The 17469-nt window shown below is 74.3% G+C and carries 14 protein-coding genes and 1 pseudogene; 10 read left to right on the top strand and 5 right to left on the bottom strand.

Features of this window, described 5'->3' with window-relative positions:
- Positions 1-40 precede the first annotated feature (40 nt).
- Both ACFT41_RS21400 and dapB read left to right on the top strand, forming a co-directional pair.
- Entirely contained in the window at positions 41-1411 is a 1371-nt protein-coding gene (locus ACFT41_RS21400; protein WP_377589837.1) for a M16 family metallopeptidase, read from the top strand.
- 140 nt (positions 1412-1551) lie between these two features.
- Positions 1552-2319 (top strand): 4-hydroxy-tetrahydrodipicolinate reductase, encoded by a 768-nt coding sequence (gene dapB / locus ACFT41_RS21395; RefSeq protein ID WP_377589836.1) that lies wholly within the window; start codon positions 1552-1554, stop codon positions 2317-2319.
- Between the two features lie 32 nt (positions 2320-2351).
- Here the strand turns inward: dapB and ACFT41_RS21390 are convergent, their stop codons facing one another.
- Entirely contained in the window at positions 2352-2945 is a 594-nt protein-coding gene (locus tag ACFT41_RS21390; RefSeq protein ID WP_377589835.1) for a GNAT family N-acetyltransferase, read from the bottom strand.
- A gap of 35 nt (positions 2946-2980) precedes the next feature.
- Between ACFT41_RS21390 and ACFT41_RS21385 the strand changes: the two genes are divergently transcribed.
- The gene (locus ACFT41_RS21385) at positions 2981-4225 is read left to right on the top strand and encodes a glycosyltransferase family 87 protein (protein ID WP_377589834.1); all 1245 of its coding nucleotides are present in this window, start codon (positions 2981-2983) and stop codon (positions 4223-4225) included.
- Here the strand turns inward: ACFT41_RS21385 and ACFT41_RS21380 are convergent.
- On the bottom strand, positions 4147-4698 hold the full coding sequence (locus ACFT41_RS21380; protein WP_377589833.1) for a GNAT family N-acetyltransferase: 552 nt from the start codon (positions 4696-4698) through the stop codon (positions 4147-4149). The two genes, ACFT41_RS21385 and ACFT41_RS21380, sit on opposite strands and share 79 nt — an antisense overlap.
- Positions 4699-4777: 79 nt before the next feature.
- Between ACFT41_RS21380 and ACFT41_RS21375 the strand changes: the two genes are divergently transcribed.
- The 6 genes from ACFT41_RS21375 (at position 4778) to ACFT41_RS21350 (ending at position 11808) form a co-directional block, all read left to right on the top strand.
- The gene (locus tag ACFT41_RS21375) at positions 4778-6007 is read left to right on the top strand and encodes a winged helix-turn-helix domain-containing protein (RefSeq protein ID WP_377589832.1); all 1230 of its coding nucleotides are present in this window, start codon (positions 4778-4780) and stop codon (positions 6005-6007) included.
- Positions 6004-6576 carry a DUF2752 domain-containing protein gene (locus tag ACFT41_RS21370; protein ID WP_377589831.1) on the top strand — a complete coding sequence of 191 codons (573 nt, stop codon included), beginning with the start codon at positions 6004-6006 and terminating at the stop codon, positions 6574-6576. The genes ACFT41_RS21375 and ACFT41_RS21370 overlap by 4 nt, the downstream gene beginning before the upstream one ends.
- A gap of 344 nt (positions 6577-6920) precedes the next feature.
- Entirely contained in the window at positions 6921-7664 is a 744-nt protein-coding gene (thyX, locus tag ACFT41_RS21365; RefSeq protein ID WP_377589838.1) for an FAD-dependent thymidylate synthase, read from the top strand.
- A gap of 46 nt (positions 7665-7710) precedes the next feature.
- Positions 7711-8634, top strand: a complete 924-nt coding sequence (dapA, locus tag ACFT41_RS21360; protein ID WP_377589830.1) for a 4-hydroxy-tetrahydrodipicolinate synthase — start codon at positions 7711-7713, stop codon at positions 8632-8634.
- Between the two features lie 57 nt (positions 8635-8691).
- Positions 8692-10380, top strand: coding sequence for a ribonuclease J (locus ACFT41_RS21355; RefSeq protein ID WP_377589829.1), 1689 nt, complete (start codon positions 8692-8694; stop codon positions 10378-10380).
- Between the two features lie 216 nt (positions 10381-10596).
- Positions 10597-11808, top strand: coding sequence for a S1 family peptidase (locus ACFT41_RS21350; protein WP_377590176.1), 1212 nt, complete (start codon positions 10597-10599; stop codon positions 11806-11808).
- Between the two features lie 63 nt (positions 11809-11871).
- On the opposite strand, the gene ACFT41_RS21345 is transcribed toward ACFT41_RS21350, so the two are convergent.
- Both ACFT41_RS21345 and ACFT41_RS21340 read right to left on the bottom strand, forming a co-directional pair.
- On the bottom strand, positions 11872-13689 hold the full coding sequence (locus tag ACFT41_RS21345) for a YbjN domain-containing protein (protein WP_377590177.1): 1818 nt from the start codon (positions 13687-13689) through the stop codon (positions 11872-11874).
- The gene (locus tag ACFT41_RS21340; protein WP_377590178.1) at positions 13686-14165 is read right to left on the bottom strand and encodes a YbjN domain-containing protein; all 480 of its coding nucleotides are present in this window, start codon (positions 14163-14165) and stop codon (positions 13686-13688) included. Before ACFT41_RS21340 ends, ACFT41_RS21345 begins: the two co-directional genes overlap by 4 nt.
- Before the next feature lie 113 nt (positions 14166-14278).
- On the opposite strand from ACFT41_RS21340, the gene ACFT41_RS21335 reads away from it, so the two are divergent.
- Positions 14279-16747: a DNA translocase FtsK 4TM domain-containing protein gene (locus ACFT41_RS21335; RefSeq protein WP_377590180.1), complete on the top strand. Its 2469-nt coding sequence runs from the start codon at positions 14279-14281 to the stop codon at positions 16745-16747.
- Between the two features lie 392 nt (positions 16748-17139).
- On the opposite strand, the pseudogene ACFT41_RS21330 reads toward ACFT41_RS21335, so the two are convergent.
- Positions 17140-17469 (bottom strand): annotated as a pseudogene (locus tag ACFT41_RS21330) (IS110 family transposase); the annotation flags it as partial.

Raw genomic sequence — 17469 nt, 5'->3', positions numbered from 1 at the left:
CCGGGCCCAGCGCGCGTCTTTCCCCGCGGGTCGACGGGGGGTGGCCCCGGCGGGGGCCGTCCGGCAGGCCGCCGGGGGGCAGCCCGGGCGGACCGGCGGGTCGGGTCGGGCAGTCACCCGCACGCTGAGTGACGACCCGCTGGGCGGGACGGTACGCCGTACCGTGCTGCCCAGCGGGCTGCGCGTGCTCACCGAGGCGATCCCCGCGATGCGCAGCGTGTCGTTCGGCATCTGGGTGTCCGTCGGATCCCGCGACGAGACCGGCCCGCAGGCCGGGGCCGCGCACTTCCTGGAGCACCTGCTCTTCAAGGGCACCCACAAGCGCACCGCCCTGGAGATCTCCGCCGAGATCGAGGCGGTGGGCGGCGAGACGAACGCCTTCACCACGAAGGAATACACCTGCTACTACGCCCGCGTGCTGGACGAGGACCTGCCGCTGGCCATCGACGTCATGTGCGACGCGGTCGCCGACTCGCTGCTGGAGCCGGCCGACGTGGAGACCGAGCGCGGCGTCATCCTCGAAGAGATCGCCATGCACGACGACGAGCCCGGCGACGAGGTGCACGACCTGTTCGCCCGCGCCGTCTACGGCGACCACCCCCTCGGCCGGCTGATCTCCGGCACGGAGGAGACGGTCACCCCGATGACCCGCCGGCAGATCCAGGGCTTCTACCGCCGCCACTACACGGCGCCGCAGATCGTGGTCGCCGCCGCCGGCAACCTCGACCACGCCGCCGTGGTCAGGCTGGTCCGCGAGGCGCTCGCCGGCACGCCGCTGGACACCGACCCGGCCGAGCCCGCCCCACACCGGGCGGCCACCCCGGCGGTACGCGTGCAGCCCGCGGCCACCCTGGTGGAGCCGAAGGAGACCGAGCAGGCGCACGTCATCCTCGGCTGCCCCGGCATCGATCGCGTCGACGGGCGACGTTTCGCCCTCGGGGTGCTCAACAACGTCCTCGGCGGCGGCATGTCCAGCCGCCTGTTCCAGGAGATCCGGGAGCGGCGCGGCCTGGCCTACTCGGTCTACTCCTACGCCAGCCAGTACGCCGACAGCGGCGTGTTCGCCGTGTACGCCGGCTGCGCCCCGGGCAAGGTCGACGAGGTGCTGGAGCTGACCCGCGCGGAGCTGCGCCGGGTGGCCGCCGACGGGCTGACCGAGGCTGAGGTGGCCCGGGGCAAGGGGATGAGCAAGGGCTCGTTCGTGCTGGGCCTGGAGGACACCGGTTCCCGGATGAGCCGGCTGGCCAAGGGCGAGCTGCTCTACGGCGACCTGATGCCGGTGGACGAGCTGCTGGCCCGCGTCGACGCGGTGACCGTGGCCGACGTCAACACCCTCGCCGCCGAGCTGCTGGCCCAGCCGATGTCCCTGGCCGTCGTCGGCCCGTTCGGCGAGCGCGACTTCTCCGCCTGACCGCCCGGCCTCCGACCGCCCGACCGCCCGACCGCCCGACCTCTGACCGTCGGCCAGTATGGCGGCGGCGTGGGTGGCTGCCCGTGGGACGGCCGGCGACCGGCCCGGCGCGGCCGTTCCGGCTGGGATAGGTTGTGGCCGTGACTGACGAGCAGGGGAAGGGCCGGCAGGGGCCGATCCGGGTCGGCGTGCTGGGTGCCCGGGGCCGGATGGGCGTCGAGGTGTGCGGGGCCGTCGACGCGGCCCCGGACCTGGAGCTGGTGGCGGCGATCGACCAGGGGGATGCCCGCTCCGCCGCCGCCGGGGCCGAGGTGGTCGTCGACTTCACCACCCCCGACGTCGTGATGGACAACCTGCGCTGGTGCGTCGAGCAGGGCATCCACGCCGTGGTCGGCACCACCGGCTTCACCGGGCAGCGGCTCGACCAGGTGCGCGGCTGGCTGGCCGACCGGCCGGAGGTCGGCGTGGTGATCGCCCCGAACTTCGGCATCGGCGCGGTGCTGATGATGCAGTTCGCGGCGCGGGCGGCCCGCCACTTCGAGTCCGTCGAGATCATCGAGCAGCACCACCCGCGCAAGCTGGACGCCCCCAGCGGCACCGCCACCCACACCGCCCGCCGGATCGCGCAGGCGCGCGCCGAGGCCGGCCTGGGCCCGGCCCCGGACGCCACGAAGGACGAGGTGTCGGGCGCGCGGGGGGCCGACATCGACGGGGTACGCGTGCACGCCGTCCGCGCCACCGGTCTGGTCGCCCACCAGGAGGTGCTGTTCGGCACCCTCGGCGAGACGCTGACCATCCGGCACGACTCGTACGATCGGGCGTCGTTCATGCCGGGCGTGCTGCTGGCGGTGCGCGCGGTGCTGACCCGTCCGGGCCTGACCATCGGCCTGGACCCGCTGCTCGACTGACGGGCCGCGCCTCGCCGGGGCGGCTCGCGGGGTCAGTCGGCGGCGTCGCCCTCCGCCGCGCTCTCGGCGGGCACCGCCACGTGCAGCCGGAGCTGGTCGACCAGCATGTCGTCCACGTCGAGGGCGCGGGCCGCCCCGTCGGGCTCCCAGCCCGCGCCGGTGAGGAACTTGCGGGTCGCCGCGTCGGCGTCGAACGCCCATGCCAGCGCGCGGCCGAAGCCGTCGGAACGCCACAGGTCCACGCTCGCGGCGAGCAGCCGGCTGCCGTGCCCGCGCCGGCCCCAGCGCGGCTCGACCAGCAGGTCCGTCACCGCCACCACGCCCGGCCCGAGCGCCTCGGCCGGCTCGTTCGGGGCGAGGGACTCGGCGTCGGCCGGCCCCGACGCGGCAAATCCCACCAGATACGATTGTTCGGCCTGTTCGACGGCGACGAGCACCCGGTGCGCGCCCGAGGGCGGCTCCTGCACCGCCGCGCTCCACCGCCGGGCGAGATACTCCTCGTCCAGGTTGTCGAGCACGTGCCGGGGCAGGATCCGGCGATAGGCGACCCGCCAGGTCGCGAGCTGGATTCGTGCGATCTCGCCGGCGTCTTCCGGACGCGCCGGGCGGACGTACCCGAGAGCCATGGGACGGAAGCCTACGCAGGGCGAGGGAGGCCACGGTGGCGCAGGGTGCCAAACGGACGATCGGGCAGGTCGCCGCAGTGGTCGGGCTCGCCGTCGCGGTGACCGCGTTCCTGTCGGTGGCGGCCGTGCGGCACGGCTTCTTCGACCTGAAGGTCTACTACGGCGCGCTCCACTTCTGGGTGCACGACGGCGGGGAGATCTACGACTTCCTCAAGCCCGGCACCCAGTACGGCTTCACCTACCCGCCGTTCGCCGCCCTGGTCATGCTCCCGATGGCCCTCCTGCCGTGGCCAGCCGCGATCGTGGTGAGCGTCACCGCCTCGGTGGTGGCCAGCGCCGTGGTGATCTGGTGGCTGGCAGCCCCGATCGCCCGCCGCTGCGGCTGGACGGGCTGGTTCGCCCTCGCCGTGGCGCTCTGCCTGGCCGCCGCGTTCGAGCCGATGCGCGAGACGGTCAACTTCGGCCAGGTCAACATGCTGCTGCTGTTCCTCGTCGCGGTGGACCTGCTACGGCTGCTGCCGGCGGGCAACCGCTGGGCGGGAGTGGGCATCGGCCTGGCCACCGCGATCAAGCTGACCCCGGGCATCTTCCTCGTCTACCTGCTGGTCACCGGCCGGTGGCGGGCCGCCCTGACCGCAGTCGGCACGGCCGCCGGGGCGACCCTCGTCGCCGCCGCGCTCTTCCCCGACGCGTCGCGGGAGTTCTGGACCTCCGCGCTGTGGAACACCGGCCGCGTCGGCGAGCTGGCGTTCGTGTCGAACCAGTCGTTGCAGGGCGTGGTCGCCCGGCTCAGCCCCGAACACCCCAGCACCCCGGCCTGGCTGGCGCTGGTGCTCGGCACCCTCGCCGGCTGGGCGTGGCGGTCCCGGGCCGCCGCCAGGGCCGGCGACGAGGCCGCCGGCCTGGCCCTGACCGGCGCGCTGATGTGCCTGGTCAGCCCCGTGACCTGGGTGCACCACCTGGTCTGGCTGCTGCCGGGGCTGATCCTGCTGGTCGACAACGGCACGGCGGCGCCCGCGCGCAGCCGCCGGCGCCGCGTCCTGCTGGCCGCCGCGATCATCGGGTACGCCCTGCTGTGCAGCCGGATCGTCTGGGCCTGGGAGAAGGACTTCACCGGCGTCGACGGCTTCCTCGGCAGCAACACCTACGTCTGGATCAGCCTGGCCCTGCTGCTGTTCCTGCCCGTGCGCCGCCCGGCGGGTCAGCCGTCGAGGAGCCCCGCGTACCGCAGCTCGACCAGCCCGAGCGGGGGCGCCCCGCCGGCCAGCGGCACCGGGTAGATGGTCTGCTCGCCGTCCGGCGCCAGCCCGGCCCGCTCGTAGAAGCGCCGGGCCCGCCGGTTGTCCCGCAACACCCACAGCCGGTACGCGGTCCAGCCCCGCCCGGCCAGCCGTTGCTTCGCCGCCGCCAGCAGCCGCCCGCTCGTCCCGTCTCCCCAGTGCGCCTTCTCGACGTACATGGCGATGACCTCGCCGAGGGTGTGGTCGATGTCGGCCCGGTCCTGCCGGTTGCGGTACGGGCCGAACGTGGTGAACCCGACCACCGTGCCGTCGCGCTGGGCGAGCAGGGTGGTGAACGGGTGCTCCGGGTCGGCCGTGCCCAGGTCCCGGCGGCGCTGCGCCCAGGCCGTCACGTTGAGCCGGGTCAGCACCTCGGCCGGCATGATCCCGGCGTAGCCGTCCTGCCAGCCGTGCACGTGCACCCGGGCCACCGCCTCGGCGTCGTCCGGCTCCTCGGGGCGGATGATCAGCATGCGTCCGTTGTATGCCCCGGTGGGTGCCGACGTCCAGCCAGCCGCACCGGTGTCGTACCCCTGGATTAGGGTGCCGACGATGGCCGCACCGGAATCGCTCTCCCTCGTCCAGGCCCGCCGGGTTGCCCTGGCCGCCCAGGGCTTCGCCGACCCGCCGCCCGCCGGCGTGCCCACCCGCCGGCACCTGCGCCGGGTGCTCGACCGGGTCGGGCTGATCCAGATGGACTCGGTCAACGTGCTGCAACGTGCGCACTACCTGCCGCTCTACAGCCGGCTCGGGCCCTACCCGACGAGCCTGCTCGACGGCGCCGCCTACCGCCGCCCCCGCGAGCTGTTCGAATACTGGGGCCACGAGGCGTCGCTGGTCCCCGTCGGGCTGCACCCGGCGCTGCGCTGGCGGATGGCCAAGGCGCGCGACGATGCGTGGGGTTGGATGCGCCGCATCGCGCAGGAGCAGCCCGAGCTGGTGGCGTGGGTGCGCGACGAGGTGGCCGCCCGGGGCCCGCTCACCGCGGCCGAGATCGAGCACGACGCGCCCCGGGAGACCGGCAACTGGGGCTGGAACTGGTCGACTGTGAAGCGGGCGCTGGAGTTCCTGTTCTGGGCCGGCGAGGTCACCGCCGCCGACCGCACCCCGTCGTTCGCCCGCCGCTACGACCTGCCCGAGCGGGTGCTGCCGGCCGCCGCGCTGGCCGCGCCCACCCCGACCGACGCCGAGGCGCACCGCGCCCTCGTCGCGATCGCCGCCCGGTCGCTGGGCGTCGCCGCCGAGCCGGAGCTGCGCGACTACTTCCGGCTGCCGGTGGCCGGGGCCCGGCGGGCGGTCGCCGAGCTGGTCGAGGCGGGCGAGCTGACCCCGGTCACGGTCGAGGGCTGGCGGCACCCCGCCTACCTGCACGCCGCCGCCAAGCTGCCCCGCTGGGTGCGGGGCAACACCCTGGTCAGCCCGTTCGACCCGCTGGTGTGGGAGCGGGGCCGCACCGAACGGCTGTTCGACTTCAGCTACCGCATCGAGATCTACGTCCCGGCCCCGCAGCGGGTGCACGGCTACTACGTGCTGCCGTTTCTCCAGGGCGAGCGGTTCACCGCCCGGGTCGACCTGAAGGCCGACCGGAAGGCCGGCGTGCTGCTGGTGCCGGCCGCCTGGGTCGAGCCCGGGGCCGACCCGGGGGAGACGGCGGTGGCCCTGGCCGTCGAGCTGCACCGGCTGGCCGGCTGGCTCGGGCTGAGCGCGGTCGCCCCGCCCGCCGCCGGCGACCTCGCCGTTGCGCTGGCCGCCGCGTTGAGGAGCGTGGCCGGTGTACCGTGAGCGGCGTGACGAGCGTCGACGGCCCGGCGGCCCCACACCCGCATCCGCACCCTGACGCGCAGGTGCCCGCGCCCGCGTTCGCGCCGGGGGAGTGGCCGCCGGGGGCGTACCCGGTGGCGGAACCCGACCGGTTGACCCGCTTCGTGCTGCGGGTGCACGCCCGGTCGCCGCGCTGGGCGGCGCCCCTGGCCGCGCTCGGCTGCGTCGGCGTCGGCATGGCATACGCGCTGCTCAGCGACCCGACCCGGGCCGAGCCCGACGCCGCCCCCACCTGTCTGCTGAAGCTCACCACGGGGCTGGACTGTCCAGGCTGCGGCGGCACCCGCGCGCTGTGGTTCGTGCTGCACGGCGACCTGCCGGCCGCCGCCAGGCACCACTTCCTCTTCGTCTTCGCGCTGCCCTTCCTGGCCTACCTCTTCGTCGCCTGGGCGGGCCGGCAGGCGTTCGGCTGGCGGCTGCCGGAGCCCCGGGTCAGCTCCAAGGCGATCGGCGGCTTCCTGGCCCTGTGGCTGGCCTTCTCGGTGGCCCGCAACCTGCCCTGGGCCCCCTTCACCTCCCTCTACGTCTGACGGCCCTGCACGTCCGATGACCGGCCGCCCGGCCTGCCCGTCGCACTGCCCCGGGTGCCCGGCGAGCTGCCCGACGTGGGGCGTGGCGGTCCCTACGGAGCTGCCCCGGCTGTGCGCCCAGGGCGCGGCCTGTCCCGTGCCCGTCCGTGCCCCGTTCGTGCGGGCAGCTCCCTAGGGGCCGCGCTCACCCAGCCCCTGCGCTCAGGGTCGCGGCCGGTCCTTGCGCTCAGGGCCGCGATCGCCCGGCCACCGGGCGCTGCGCGAGATGTCACACCTGCCGCCAGGCCGCGAGCCCGGCTTGGGCGCCGGCATGCCCGGCAACTACAGTCCCTGGCATGCCGGAGATGGTGCAGCCCCAGGTCAAGCTGATCGCGTGGACCCAGTTCCAGGCCCCGGACGACGTGCCGTGGTCGACCGACGCCGAGGGTGGCCAGGCGCTCGCCGAGTTCGCCGGCCGGGCCTGCTACCAGAGCTGGTCCAAGCCGAACCCGGCCACCGCCACCAACGCCGGCTACCTGGCGCACATCCTCGAGGTCGGGCACCTGTCGGTGCTGGAGCACGGCTCGGTGAGCTTCTACTTCACCGGGGTGTCCCGCTCGTTCACCCACGAGCTGATCCGGCACAGGCACTTCTCCTACTCGCAGCTCTCCCAGCGGTACGTGCCGGAGCGCGACGCGGCGATGGTCGAGCCGGCGGTGATCGCCGAGGACCCGGAGCTGCACAAGCGGTTCGTGGAGGCCTCCGAGGCGAGCGTGCGGGCGTACACGGAGCTGCTGGAGGGCCTGGAACAGCGCTTCTCCGACGAGCCCAACCCGACGCTGCGCCGCAAGCAGGCCCGGCAGGCGGCCCGCGCGGTGCTGCCCAACGCCACCGAGACCCGGATCGTGGTCACCGGCAACTACCGGGCCTGGCGGCACTTCGTCGCGATGCGGGCCACCGAGCACGCCGACGTGGAGATCCGCGAGCTGGCCGTGGAATGCCTGCGCCAGATCCAGCGGGTCGCCCCGAACGTGTTCGCCGACTTCGTCATCTCCAGGCTGCCCGATGGCACGGAGGTGGCGGCCAGCCCGCTCGCGGAGCTGTCCTGAACCCTTCCCCACCGGCGTGCCGGTGGTCGTCCGCTAGGTTGTGAACATGACGCACGACCACCCTGTTGCCGCCGACCGGGCGGCGTCCCGCCCGTTCGGCCGAGTGCTCACGGCCATGGTGACCCCGTTCACCGCCGACGGTTCCCTGGACCTCGACGGCGCCGTACGGCTCGCGAACCACCTCGTCGACGAGCAGGGCAACGACGCGCTCGTGCTCAACGGCACCACCGGCGAGTCGCCCACCACCACCGACGCGGAGAAGGAACGCCTGATCCGGGCCGTGGTGGAGGCGATCGGCGACCGGGCCAGGGTGGTCGCCGGGGTCGGCACCAACGACACCCGGCACACCATCGAGCTGGCCGCGTCGGCCGAGAAGGCCGGCGCGCACGGCCTGCTGGTGGTGACCCCGTACTACAACAAGCCGCCGCAGAGCGGGCTGGTCCGGCACTTCACCGCCGTCGCGGACGCCACCGGGCTGCCGATCATGCTCTACGACATCCCGCACCGCTCCGGAGTGCCGATCGAGACCGAGACCCTGGTCCGGCTCGCCGAGCACGACCGCATCGTCGCGGTCAAGGACGCCAAGGGTGACCTCGCTGCCACCTCCTGGGTGACCAGCCGCACCGACCTGGCCTTCTACAGCGGGGAAGACTCCCTCGTCCTGCCCGCGCTGGCGGTCGGCTGCGTCGGGGTGGTCGGCACGTCGACCCACTTCACCGGCGCGCTCACCCAGCGGATGATCGAGGCGTACGACGCGGGCGACACCGGCACCGCGCTCGCGCTGCACCGGCGGCTGCTGCCCCTGTTCACCGGCATCTTCCGCACCCAGGGCACCATCCTGGTCAAGGCGGGCCTGGCGGCCCTGGGCCTGCCGGCCGGCCCGGTGCGGCCCCCGCTGGTGGACGCCACCCCCGACGAGATCGCCCAGCTGCGCGCGGACTGCGCGGCGGCGGGTCTGGAGCTCCCCTGAGATGAACGAACGACACGACGGACGCCGAGTGACGGCGTCGCAGAATGAGGTGGACGCGTGACCGAGGCGTACAACGAGGGTGAGCTGCCCCCGCCGCTGCCGGAAGGCGGCCTGCGGATCATCCCGCTCGGCGGGCTCGGTGCCATCGGTCGGAACATGACCGTCTTCGAGTACGACGGCAAGCTGCTGATCGTCGACTGCGGGGTGCTCTTCCCCGACGTCGAGCAGCCGGGCGTGGACCTGATCCTGCCCGACTTCGGGCCGATCCTGGACCGGCTCGCCGACGTGCAGGCGATCGTGCTCACCCACGGACACGAGGACCACATCGGCGCGGTTCCTTACCTGCTCGCTCACAAACCGGACATTCCGCTGGTCGGCTCGCAGTTCACCCTCGCCCTGGTCGAGGCGAAGCTGGCCGAGCGGCGCATCCAGCCGTACACGCTGACCGTGCGGGAGGGCGGCCGGGAGCGGCTCGGCCCGTTCGAGTGCGAGTTCTTCGCCGTCAACCACTCGATCCCCGACGCGCTCGCGGTGGCCATCCGCACCCCCGCCGGCCTGGTGCTGCACACCGGCGACTTCAAGATGGACCAACTCCCCCTGGACGGCCGGATCACCGACCTGGCCGGCTTCGCCCGGCTCGGCGCGGAGGGCATCGACCTGCTGCTGTCGGACTCGACGAACGCGGAGATCCCCGGCTTCGTCACCCCGGAACGGGAGATCGGGCCGGTCCTCGACTCGATCTTCGCGAAAGCGAAGGGGCGGATCATCGTCGCGTCGTTCGCCTCGCACGTGCACCGGGTGCAGCAGGTCTTCGACTCGGCCGCCGAACACGGCCGCAAGGTGGCGCTGATCGGCCGCTCGATGGTCCGCAACATGGGCATCGCCCGGGATCTCGGCCTGCTCAACATCCCCGCCGGCCTGGTGATCAGCATCGAGGAGGCCACGGCGCTGCCGCCCGAGCGGATCGTGCTGATGTCCACCGGCTCGCAGGGCGAGCCGATGAGCGCGCTCGGCCGGATGGCCAGCGGCGACCACCGGCACATCACCATCGCCCCCGGCGACACGGTGGTGCTGGCGTCCTCGCTGGTGCCCGGCAACGAGACCTCCGTCTACCGGGTGATCAACCGGCTGGCCCGGGCCGGCGCGGTGGTCGTGCACAAGGACGTGGCGAAGGTCCACGTCTCCGGCCACGCCCCCGCCGGTGAGCTGCTCTACCTGCTCAACGTGACCCGCCCGAGCAACCTGATGCCGGTGCACGGCGAGTGGCGGCACCTGCGGGCCCACGCCCGCCTCGGCATCGAGTCCGGGGTCGCCCCGGACCGGGTGGTGCTCTGCGAGGACGGCGACGTCGTCGACCTGGTCGAGGGCCGCGCCAGCCTCGTCGGCCACGTCAAGAGCCGGTACGTCTACGTCGACGGCCTCGCCGTGGGCGACGTCAGCGAGTCGCTGCTCACCGAGCGGCGGATCCTCGGCGACGGCGGGTTCATCGCCACCACCGTCGTGGTCGACTCGGTCACCGGCAAGGTCGTGGGCGGCCCCACCGTCTCGGCGAAGGGCTTCTCGGAGGACCCGGAGGCGTTCAACCCGGTCGTCCCGTTGGTCACCGAGGCGCTGAACCGGGCGGCCGCGGACGGCATCACCGACCCGCACCAGCTCCAGCAGATCGTCCGGCGCACCGTCGGCCGGTGGGTCAACGACAAGTACCGCCGCCGGCCCATGATCGTGCCGACGGTCGTCGAGGTCTGACGGCCCCGCCCCGCCGCGCGTACCGACGCCGGCCCACCCCCGAGCGGTGGGCCGGCGTCGGCGCTTCTCCCGCCGGCCTGGGGTACGGGCACCGACGCCGCAGGGTTCAACCGGAACGGGAAAAATTGTTCCGGGTCGATCGTTCAACCGTCCGGCGGTTTGTCCCGTACTCCGTGCCGGCAGGCGTACCCGCGCCGGCCGGGAGGAGCGTGGCGGATGGACCGCAGACGGATGACAGCCATCGGCGTACTGGTGGCGGCGGCGGGAGCGGCGGCGGCCGTGGCCCTGCCGTCGTTCGCCGGGGAGGGCGCCGCGCCGCCGGCCGGGGACTCCGGGCGGGCCACCGCCCCGGCCGGGGCGGACCAGAAGGTCGTGGACGCGATGAGCCGCGACCTGGGGCTCACCCACGAGCAGGCGGCGCAGCGGCTGAAGACCGAGCGCTGGGCCGCCGGCACCGTCGAGAAGCTCCGGTCCGAGCTGGGCGAGGACTACGGCGGCGCCTGGCTGGGCACCGACGGGCGTACCCTGACCGTCGCGGTCGCCGACCCCGGCGGTGCCGCCGCCGTGCGCGCGGCGGGCGCGGTGCCGAAGCAGGTCGCCCGGGGCGTGGGAGAGCTGGACACGATGAAGTCCCGGCTCGACCGGTCCGACGGCGCGGCCGGCCGCGCCGTCACCGGCTGGTACGTCGACCCGCCCACCAACTCGGTCGTGGTGGTGGCCCGGGCGGGCCAGGAGGCGGCCGGCCGGCGGTTCGCGGCGGCCAGCGGGCTCCCGGCGTCGGCGGTCCGGGTGGCCAGCTCGACGCGGGCCCCCCGGCTGCTCGCCGACCTCCAGGGCGGCGACGCCTACCTCATCAACGGCAACTCCCGCTGCTCGGTCGGCTTCGCCGTGGTCGGCGGTTTCGTCACCGCCGGGCACTGTGGCCAGGCCGGCGACCGCACCACCGGGTTGGACGGCTCCCCGCAGGGCGTCTTCGCCGCGTCGTCCTTCCCCCGCGACGACTGGGGGGTCGTGCGCGTCACCGGCGACTTCCAGCCGCAGCCCGTGGTGAACGACTTCAACGGCGGCGCGGTGCCGGTGAACGGCTCCCGGGAAGCCCCCATCGGCGCGTCGATCTGCCGCTCCGGCTCCACCACCGGGGCGTTCTGCGGCGTGATCCAGGCGAAGAACGCGACGGTCAACTACCCCGAGGGCACGGTCACCGGCCTGACCCAGACCAACGTCTGCGCCGAGCCGGGCGACTCCGGCGGGTCGTGGATCTCCGGCGACCAGGCGCAGGGGGTCACCTCGGGCGGGGCGGGCGACTGCACCGTCGGAGGGGTCACCTTCTTCCAGCCGGTCAACGAGATCCTCCAGGTCAACGGCCTGACCCTGGTCACCGCCGACGGCAGCGCCAACCTCCAGGGCGGTCGCCGCGCGCGGCGCTGAGCTTCGTCCCTGAGCCCTGACCGGTCCGGCACCACCCGGGCCGGTCAGGGCGGCGCCGGCCCGTCAGGGCAGGGCCGCGACCGCCTCCGCGTACGCGACGCCGGTGGCGACGACTGCGGTGACCAGCACGTCGAGCTGCGCCGGGGCCACCCCGTGAGCCAGGTCCGTGGTCACGTCGCCGGCCAGCACCAGCTCACCGCTGCCGTCGTCGTGCGCGTACGCCTTGGGCAGCAGCCGGTCGTGGTTCCAGGCGTTGCAGAACGCGTACGCCTCCGCGCGTCGCCCGGCCGGAAGCCGCCGGGTGGCCAGCACCCGGGCGTGCAGGATCTCGCCCCGCTCGCCGGCCTGCCGGAACTCGATCACCGCCGGCCCCCACCGCCCGACCACCGCCGGACCGCGCATCGTCCACGCGTCGCCGCGCCGGTCCAGGGCCGCCGTGACGAGGGCGACCGTCAGCGCCCCCAGCTCGTCCCCGGCCAGCTTCCGCCCGGCCTCCCGCCCCGCCGGCCCGCCGCCGTTCGTGCCGCTGCCGTCGCTGCCGCCGTCGTCGGGGTCGCCGTCGCTGTCGGCCTCGTCGGCGGGCAGCGGGACCGGGTCGGCGACCGGTCGCTCGGCCAGCAGGGCGGCGATCCGGCCGGACTGGTGCCCGGTGCCGTTGCGGGCGTCGAAGCTGCCGGCGAGCCCCGTCGCCAGCTCGGCGAGCAGCCCGCCGAGCCGGGCCACGTCGATGTCGTCGCCGGCACGCCCGGCGGGGCCGGGCATCCGCCGGTCGCCCCGACCCGCCTCGGCGGCCAGGGCACACACGAGCGCCCCGGCGGCGGCGAACTCCATCGCGGCCAGGTCGTCGGAGGGGCGATCCAGCCGGGGCAGCTGCTCGGCGAGGATGTCCAACCCCCGGTCCAGGTGCCCGCCCAGCGCGCAGAACCGCAGGTGCGCGGCGAGGTGCCCGAACGCCGTCCGCTCCCGCCGGTGCCGCCGGTAAGCCCTGACGTGCGCCCGGCCCGCCCGCTCCGGCTCGCCGGCGCGCAGCAGCGGCAGCAACGCCCCGGCCAGCGCCCGCTCCGGCTGGTCGGTGCAGTGCACCCCGCCGGCCCCGGCTGTGCCGCCCCCGCCGGCCCCGGCCGGGTCGAGCACGGTGGCCTCGACCGGGCGGCCGAACAGGGCGTCCGGGTCCGCCGCCGACGGGTCGTCGAGGATCGGGCGCAGCTCGGCCAGCGCCGCCGCCCAGTCACCCCAACCGGTGAGCAGGTCGGCGCGACGCGACGGGGCGCAGCCCGGGCAGCCGGCGGCCGGGTCGGCGGGGGCGGTGCGCCAGCGGTCGTACCACCGGCGGGCCTCCGGCTCGTCGCCGAGGTGGTCGGCGAGGCGGCAGCGCAGCTCGGCCACCAGGTCGGTCACCGCGGCGTCGCCGGCCCCGGCGGGCGCGGGCCGGGCCGGGTCGTCCCGCGTGCGTCGGTCCGGGTCGTCCGGCGCGCAACGGGCCAGGTCGTCCAGCGCCGAGCGGGTCTGGCCCAGCCCGACCCGGGGCGTGCCGAACGCGGCCTCGACCGCGAAGCGCTGGTAGCGGCGCAGCTCGGCGGCCCGCTCGCCGACCGGCTCGGACGCGGCGTCCTCGGTGGTGGCGTGCCCGGGTATGGCGTGCCCGGGCGTGGCGTCGAGCAGCTCGCGGCAGCGGCGGACCGGCTCGAACAGCCGCCACCGCTCGCCTCGCCGCAGATACAGGTCCATCAGCGCGAACCGGGCGTCCAGCCCGGTGGCCAGGTCGCCGGCCGCGTCGCCGGCCGAGGCGATCCGGTCCAGCTCGACGGCGCGTTCCTCCCCGTCGGGCAGGTCCCCGGCGGTGGCCAGCCGGTCGGCCCACCGGCGCGGCTGCCCGGTCACGGCCGCGCCCCGCCCGCGAGCTGCCCGACTGCGGCGGCGAGCTGGCAGCCGGTCGAGATGCCACAGTCGAGCAACTGGTCGAGCTGGTGCGGGGTGACCCCGCGCTCCAGGTCGGCGATCACCTCGCCGCAGACCAGGGCCCGCCCGTCGTCGTCGACGTGCACGAACGCCTTGGGCCAGTACCGGTCGTGGTTCCACGAGTTGCAGAAGGCGTGCAGGGTCGGCACGTACTCGATGGGGAAGGTCGGCGCGGCGATGATGCGGACCTGGAGGATCTCGCCGGCTGCCCCGATCCGCAGGAACCAGATGAGAGCGTCCTCCCAGCGGCCGAGCAGCCGGCCCTCCGCGTCCGCCGCGACGGCGTACCCCCGGTGGCGCAGCACGGCCGCGATCAGCTCGTCGGTCAACGGCCGCAACGCCCCGGGGTGCCCGGCCAGGGGGCCGTCCGGGCCGTCCTCGATCTCGGGCGACGCCATCGGGCATCCCTTCTGAGGCGAATAACACAACAGGCGGCGTCGCCCGTGCTGCGACGCGCGGACACGACCCGGAAAAGCGGCGATCCACCGGGTCCCGCCGTTACGGTGACTCTATGGCGGGCCGTACCTCTCAGGCGAGCCGGCGACGCGGCGCGTCGCCGCGCGGCACCACGAACAGTCGTGCCCGTCAGCCGGCGAAGAAGACCACCAAGGCGGCGCCCCGGCGGCGCACCGCCGCCCGGCCCGGTCCGGCCGTCCACGTCGGTCGGGCGATCGGCGCGGTGTGGATGGGGCTCGCGCACGGCGTCGGCTGGGCGGTGCGGGCCGCCGGCCGACAGGCCGCCTCGGCCCGCGACCTCGACCCGGAGCACCGCCGCGACGGCGCCGGCCTGCTGCTGCTCGGCCTCTCCCTGCTCAGCGCGGTGGCGCTCTGGTTCTCCGGGGCCGGCCCGGTGGGGGCCCGGCTCGCCGACACCGTGCGGCTCTTCCTCGGGGCCATCTCGATCGTCGTCCCGGTGCTGCTGTCGATCGGGGCGTGGCGGCTGATGCGCACGCCCGCCGACCCGGAGCACCGGGGGCGGGGCCTGGTCGGCTGGGGGTCCATGCTGGTCGCCACCGCCGCGATGCTGCACATCGGACAGAACCCGGTGGACTCGGTCCAGCGCGACTACGCGGGCGGCCTGATCGGCGCGGGCGTCGGCGACGTGCTGGAGACCGCCGTGACCGCCTGGGTGGCCGTGCCGCTGCTGCTCCTGCTGCTGGTCTTCGGCCTGCTGGTGGTCACCGCGACGCCGATCAACAAGATCCCGGAGCGGCTCGGGCTGCTCGCCGGCGCGGTGGTCGGCCCGCCGTCGGCAGCCGACGAGGCCGAGGCGGAGCCCGCCGAGAAGAAGCCGGCCCGCCGCCGCCCCGCCAAGCGGGCCGCGCCGCCCCTGCCGGACCCGGACGACTTCGACGAGGAGGCGTACGAGGGCGCCGATCTCCAGGAGACCGTGGTGCTGCCCCGCAAGCCCCCGGCGAAGGTGCCCGCCACCCGCAAGCCGGTCGAGCCGCCGGAGCACTCGCCCGCGCCCACCCGGGCGGAGCAGCTCGCGCTCACCGGCCTGTCCGGCGACTACACGCTGCCGCCGGCCAACCTGCTCGGCGGCGGCGCAGCGCCGAAGACCCGCAGCAAGGCCAACGACGAGGTGATCGCCGCGCTCACCGGCGTGTTCGACCAGTTCGGCGTGGACGCCGAGGTTACCGGCTTCACCCGGGGCCCGACGGTCACCCGGTACGAGGTGGAGCTGGGCCCTGGCGTGAAGGTCGAGCGGATCACCCAGCTCTCCCGCAACATCGCGTACGCGGTGAAGTCCCCGGACGTGCGCATCCTCAGCCCGATCCCGGGCAAGAGCGCGGTCGGCGTGGAGATCCCGAACACCGACCCGGAGAACGTGGCGCTCGGCGACGTGCTGCGCTCCCGTGCCGCCACCAGCGACCACCACCCGATGGTGGTGGCGCTCGGCAAGGACATCGAGGGCGGCTTCGTGGTGGCCAACCTCGCGAAGATGCCCCACATTCTGATCGCCGGGGCCACGGGAGCCGGTAAGTCGAGTTGTCTCAATACTCTGCTGGTCTCCATCCTCACCCGGGCCACCCCGGACGAGGTGCGGCTGCTGCTGATCGACCCGAAGCGGGTCGAGATGACCGGCTACGAGGGCATTCCGCACCTGGTCACCCCGATCGTGACCAACGCGAAGAAGGCGGCCGACTCGCTGGACTGGGTCGTCCGCGAGATGGACATGCGCTACGACGACCTCGCCGCGAACGGGGTCCGGCACATCGACGACTTCAACCGCAAGGTGCGCACCGGGGAGATCAAGGCCCCACCGGGCAGCGAGCGGGAGATGCGGCCGTACCCGTACCTGCTGGTGATCGTGGACGAACTGGCCGACCTGATGATGGTCGCGCCGCGCGACGTGGAGGATTCCGTCGTCCGGATCACGCAGCTCGCCCGAGCCGCCGGCATCCACCTGGTGCTGGCCACCCAACGGCCGAGCGTGGACGTGGTCACCGGCCTGATCAAGGCCAACGTGCCGTCCCGCCTGGCGTTCGCCACCTCGTCGTTGGCCGACTCGCGGGTCATCCTCGACCAGCCGGGCGCGGAGAAGCTGCTGGGGCGTGGCGACGGCCTCTTCCTGCCGATGGGCGCGTCGAAGCCGATCCGGATCCAGGGCGCCTGGGTCACCGAGCGCGAGATCGCCGACGTGGTGAAGTTCTGCAAGGACCAGCGGGAGCCGGAGTTCCGCCCCGACGTGCTGGCCCCGGCGCAGGACAACAAGAAGAAGATCGACGAGGAGATCGGCGACGACCTGGGCCTGCTGGTGCAGGCGGTCGAGCTGGTGGTCACCTCACAGTTCGGCTCGACGTCGATGCTCCAGCGCAAGCTGCGGGTCGGCTTCGCCAAGGCCGGCCGGCTGATGGACCTGATGGAGACCCGGGGCGTGGTCGGCCCGTCCGAGGGCTCCAAGGCCCGCGACGTGCTGGTCAAGCCGGACGAACTGGAAGAGGTCCTCGCCGGCCTCGGCGGCGCGGACAACTGACCGGCCTCCCGCCCCCTTCCGCCCCCGCCCCGGCCCCTTCCGCCCCCGCCCCGGCCCAGCCCGCCCCGGCCCCGCCCGCCTCGCCCCGTCTGGCCCGCCCCGCCCAGTCTGGCCCCGCCCGCCTGCTGGTCCTCCCTTCTGGTGCTGGCCGCCGATCCGAGCCGTTCGAGTTTGCTTACTCTGCGTGATGACCCTGTCGATCTGACTCTGCGTCATGTTCCTTCTGCCTTGCCCGCCTCCCCACACCCCCTTTGCTCTGCACCCACGGACGCACCACTCGCTTGACCAGCGAATCTGCGAGGCGGGCAAATGGCGGAGGGAAGCGATCGGTTGCGTTGCGTGAACTGTTGCGTATGTGGGTGCAGAGCAAAGACATCCCATGTGCTGGAGTGTCAAGCAGTGGCTGGGTTGAGGTGGTGGGACCAGGCGGTCGTCTCGTCGTAGAGGGTGCCGGTTTTGAGGCAGCCGTGGAGGATGCCGACGAGTCGGTTGGCGAGTTGGCGTAGCGCGGCGCGGTAGCTGGCGCCGCGGGCGCGGTGCTGGTCGTAGTAGGCGCGGGCTCCGGGTGAGGCGCGCAGCGAGGTGAAGGCCTGGGTCATGAGGGCGTCGATGAGCCGGTCGTTGTGTACGAACCGGGCAGTGACGGTTCTCTTCTTGCCGGATGCGCGGGTGATCGGGCTGGTCGCGGCGTAGTTCTTGCGGGCCTTAGCCGAGGTGTAGCG

Source organism: Micromonospora sp. NPDC057141 (genome assembly GCF_042670805.1).
GTDB lineage: Bacteria > Actinomycetota > Actinomycetes > Mycobacteriales > Micromonosporaceae > Micromonospora.
The sequence above is the reverse complement of the archived record's forward strand: the minus strand, read 5'-3'. Positions and strand labels throughout refer to the sequence as shown.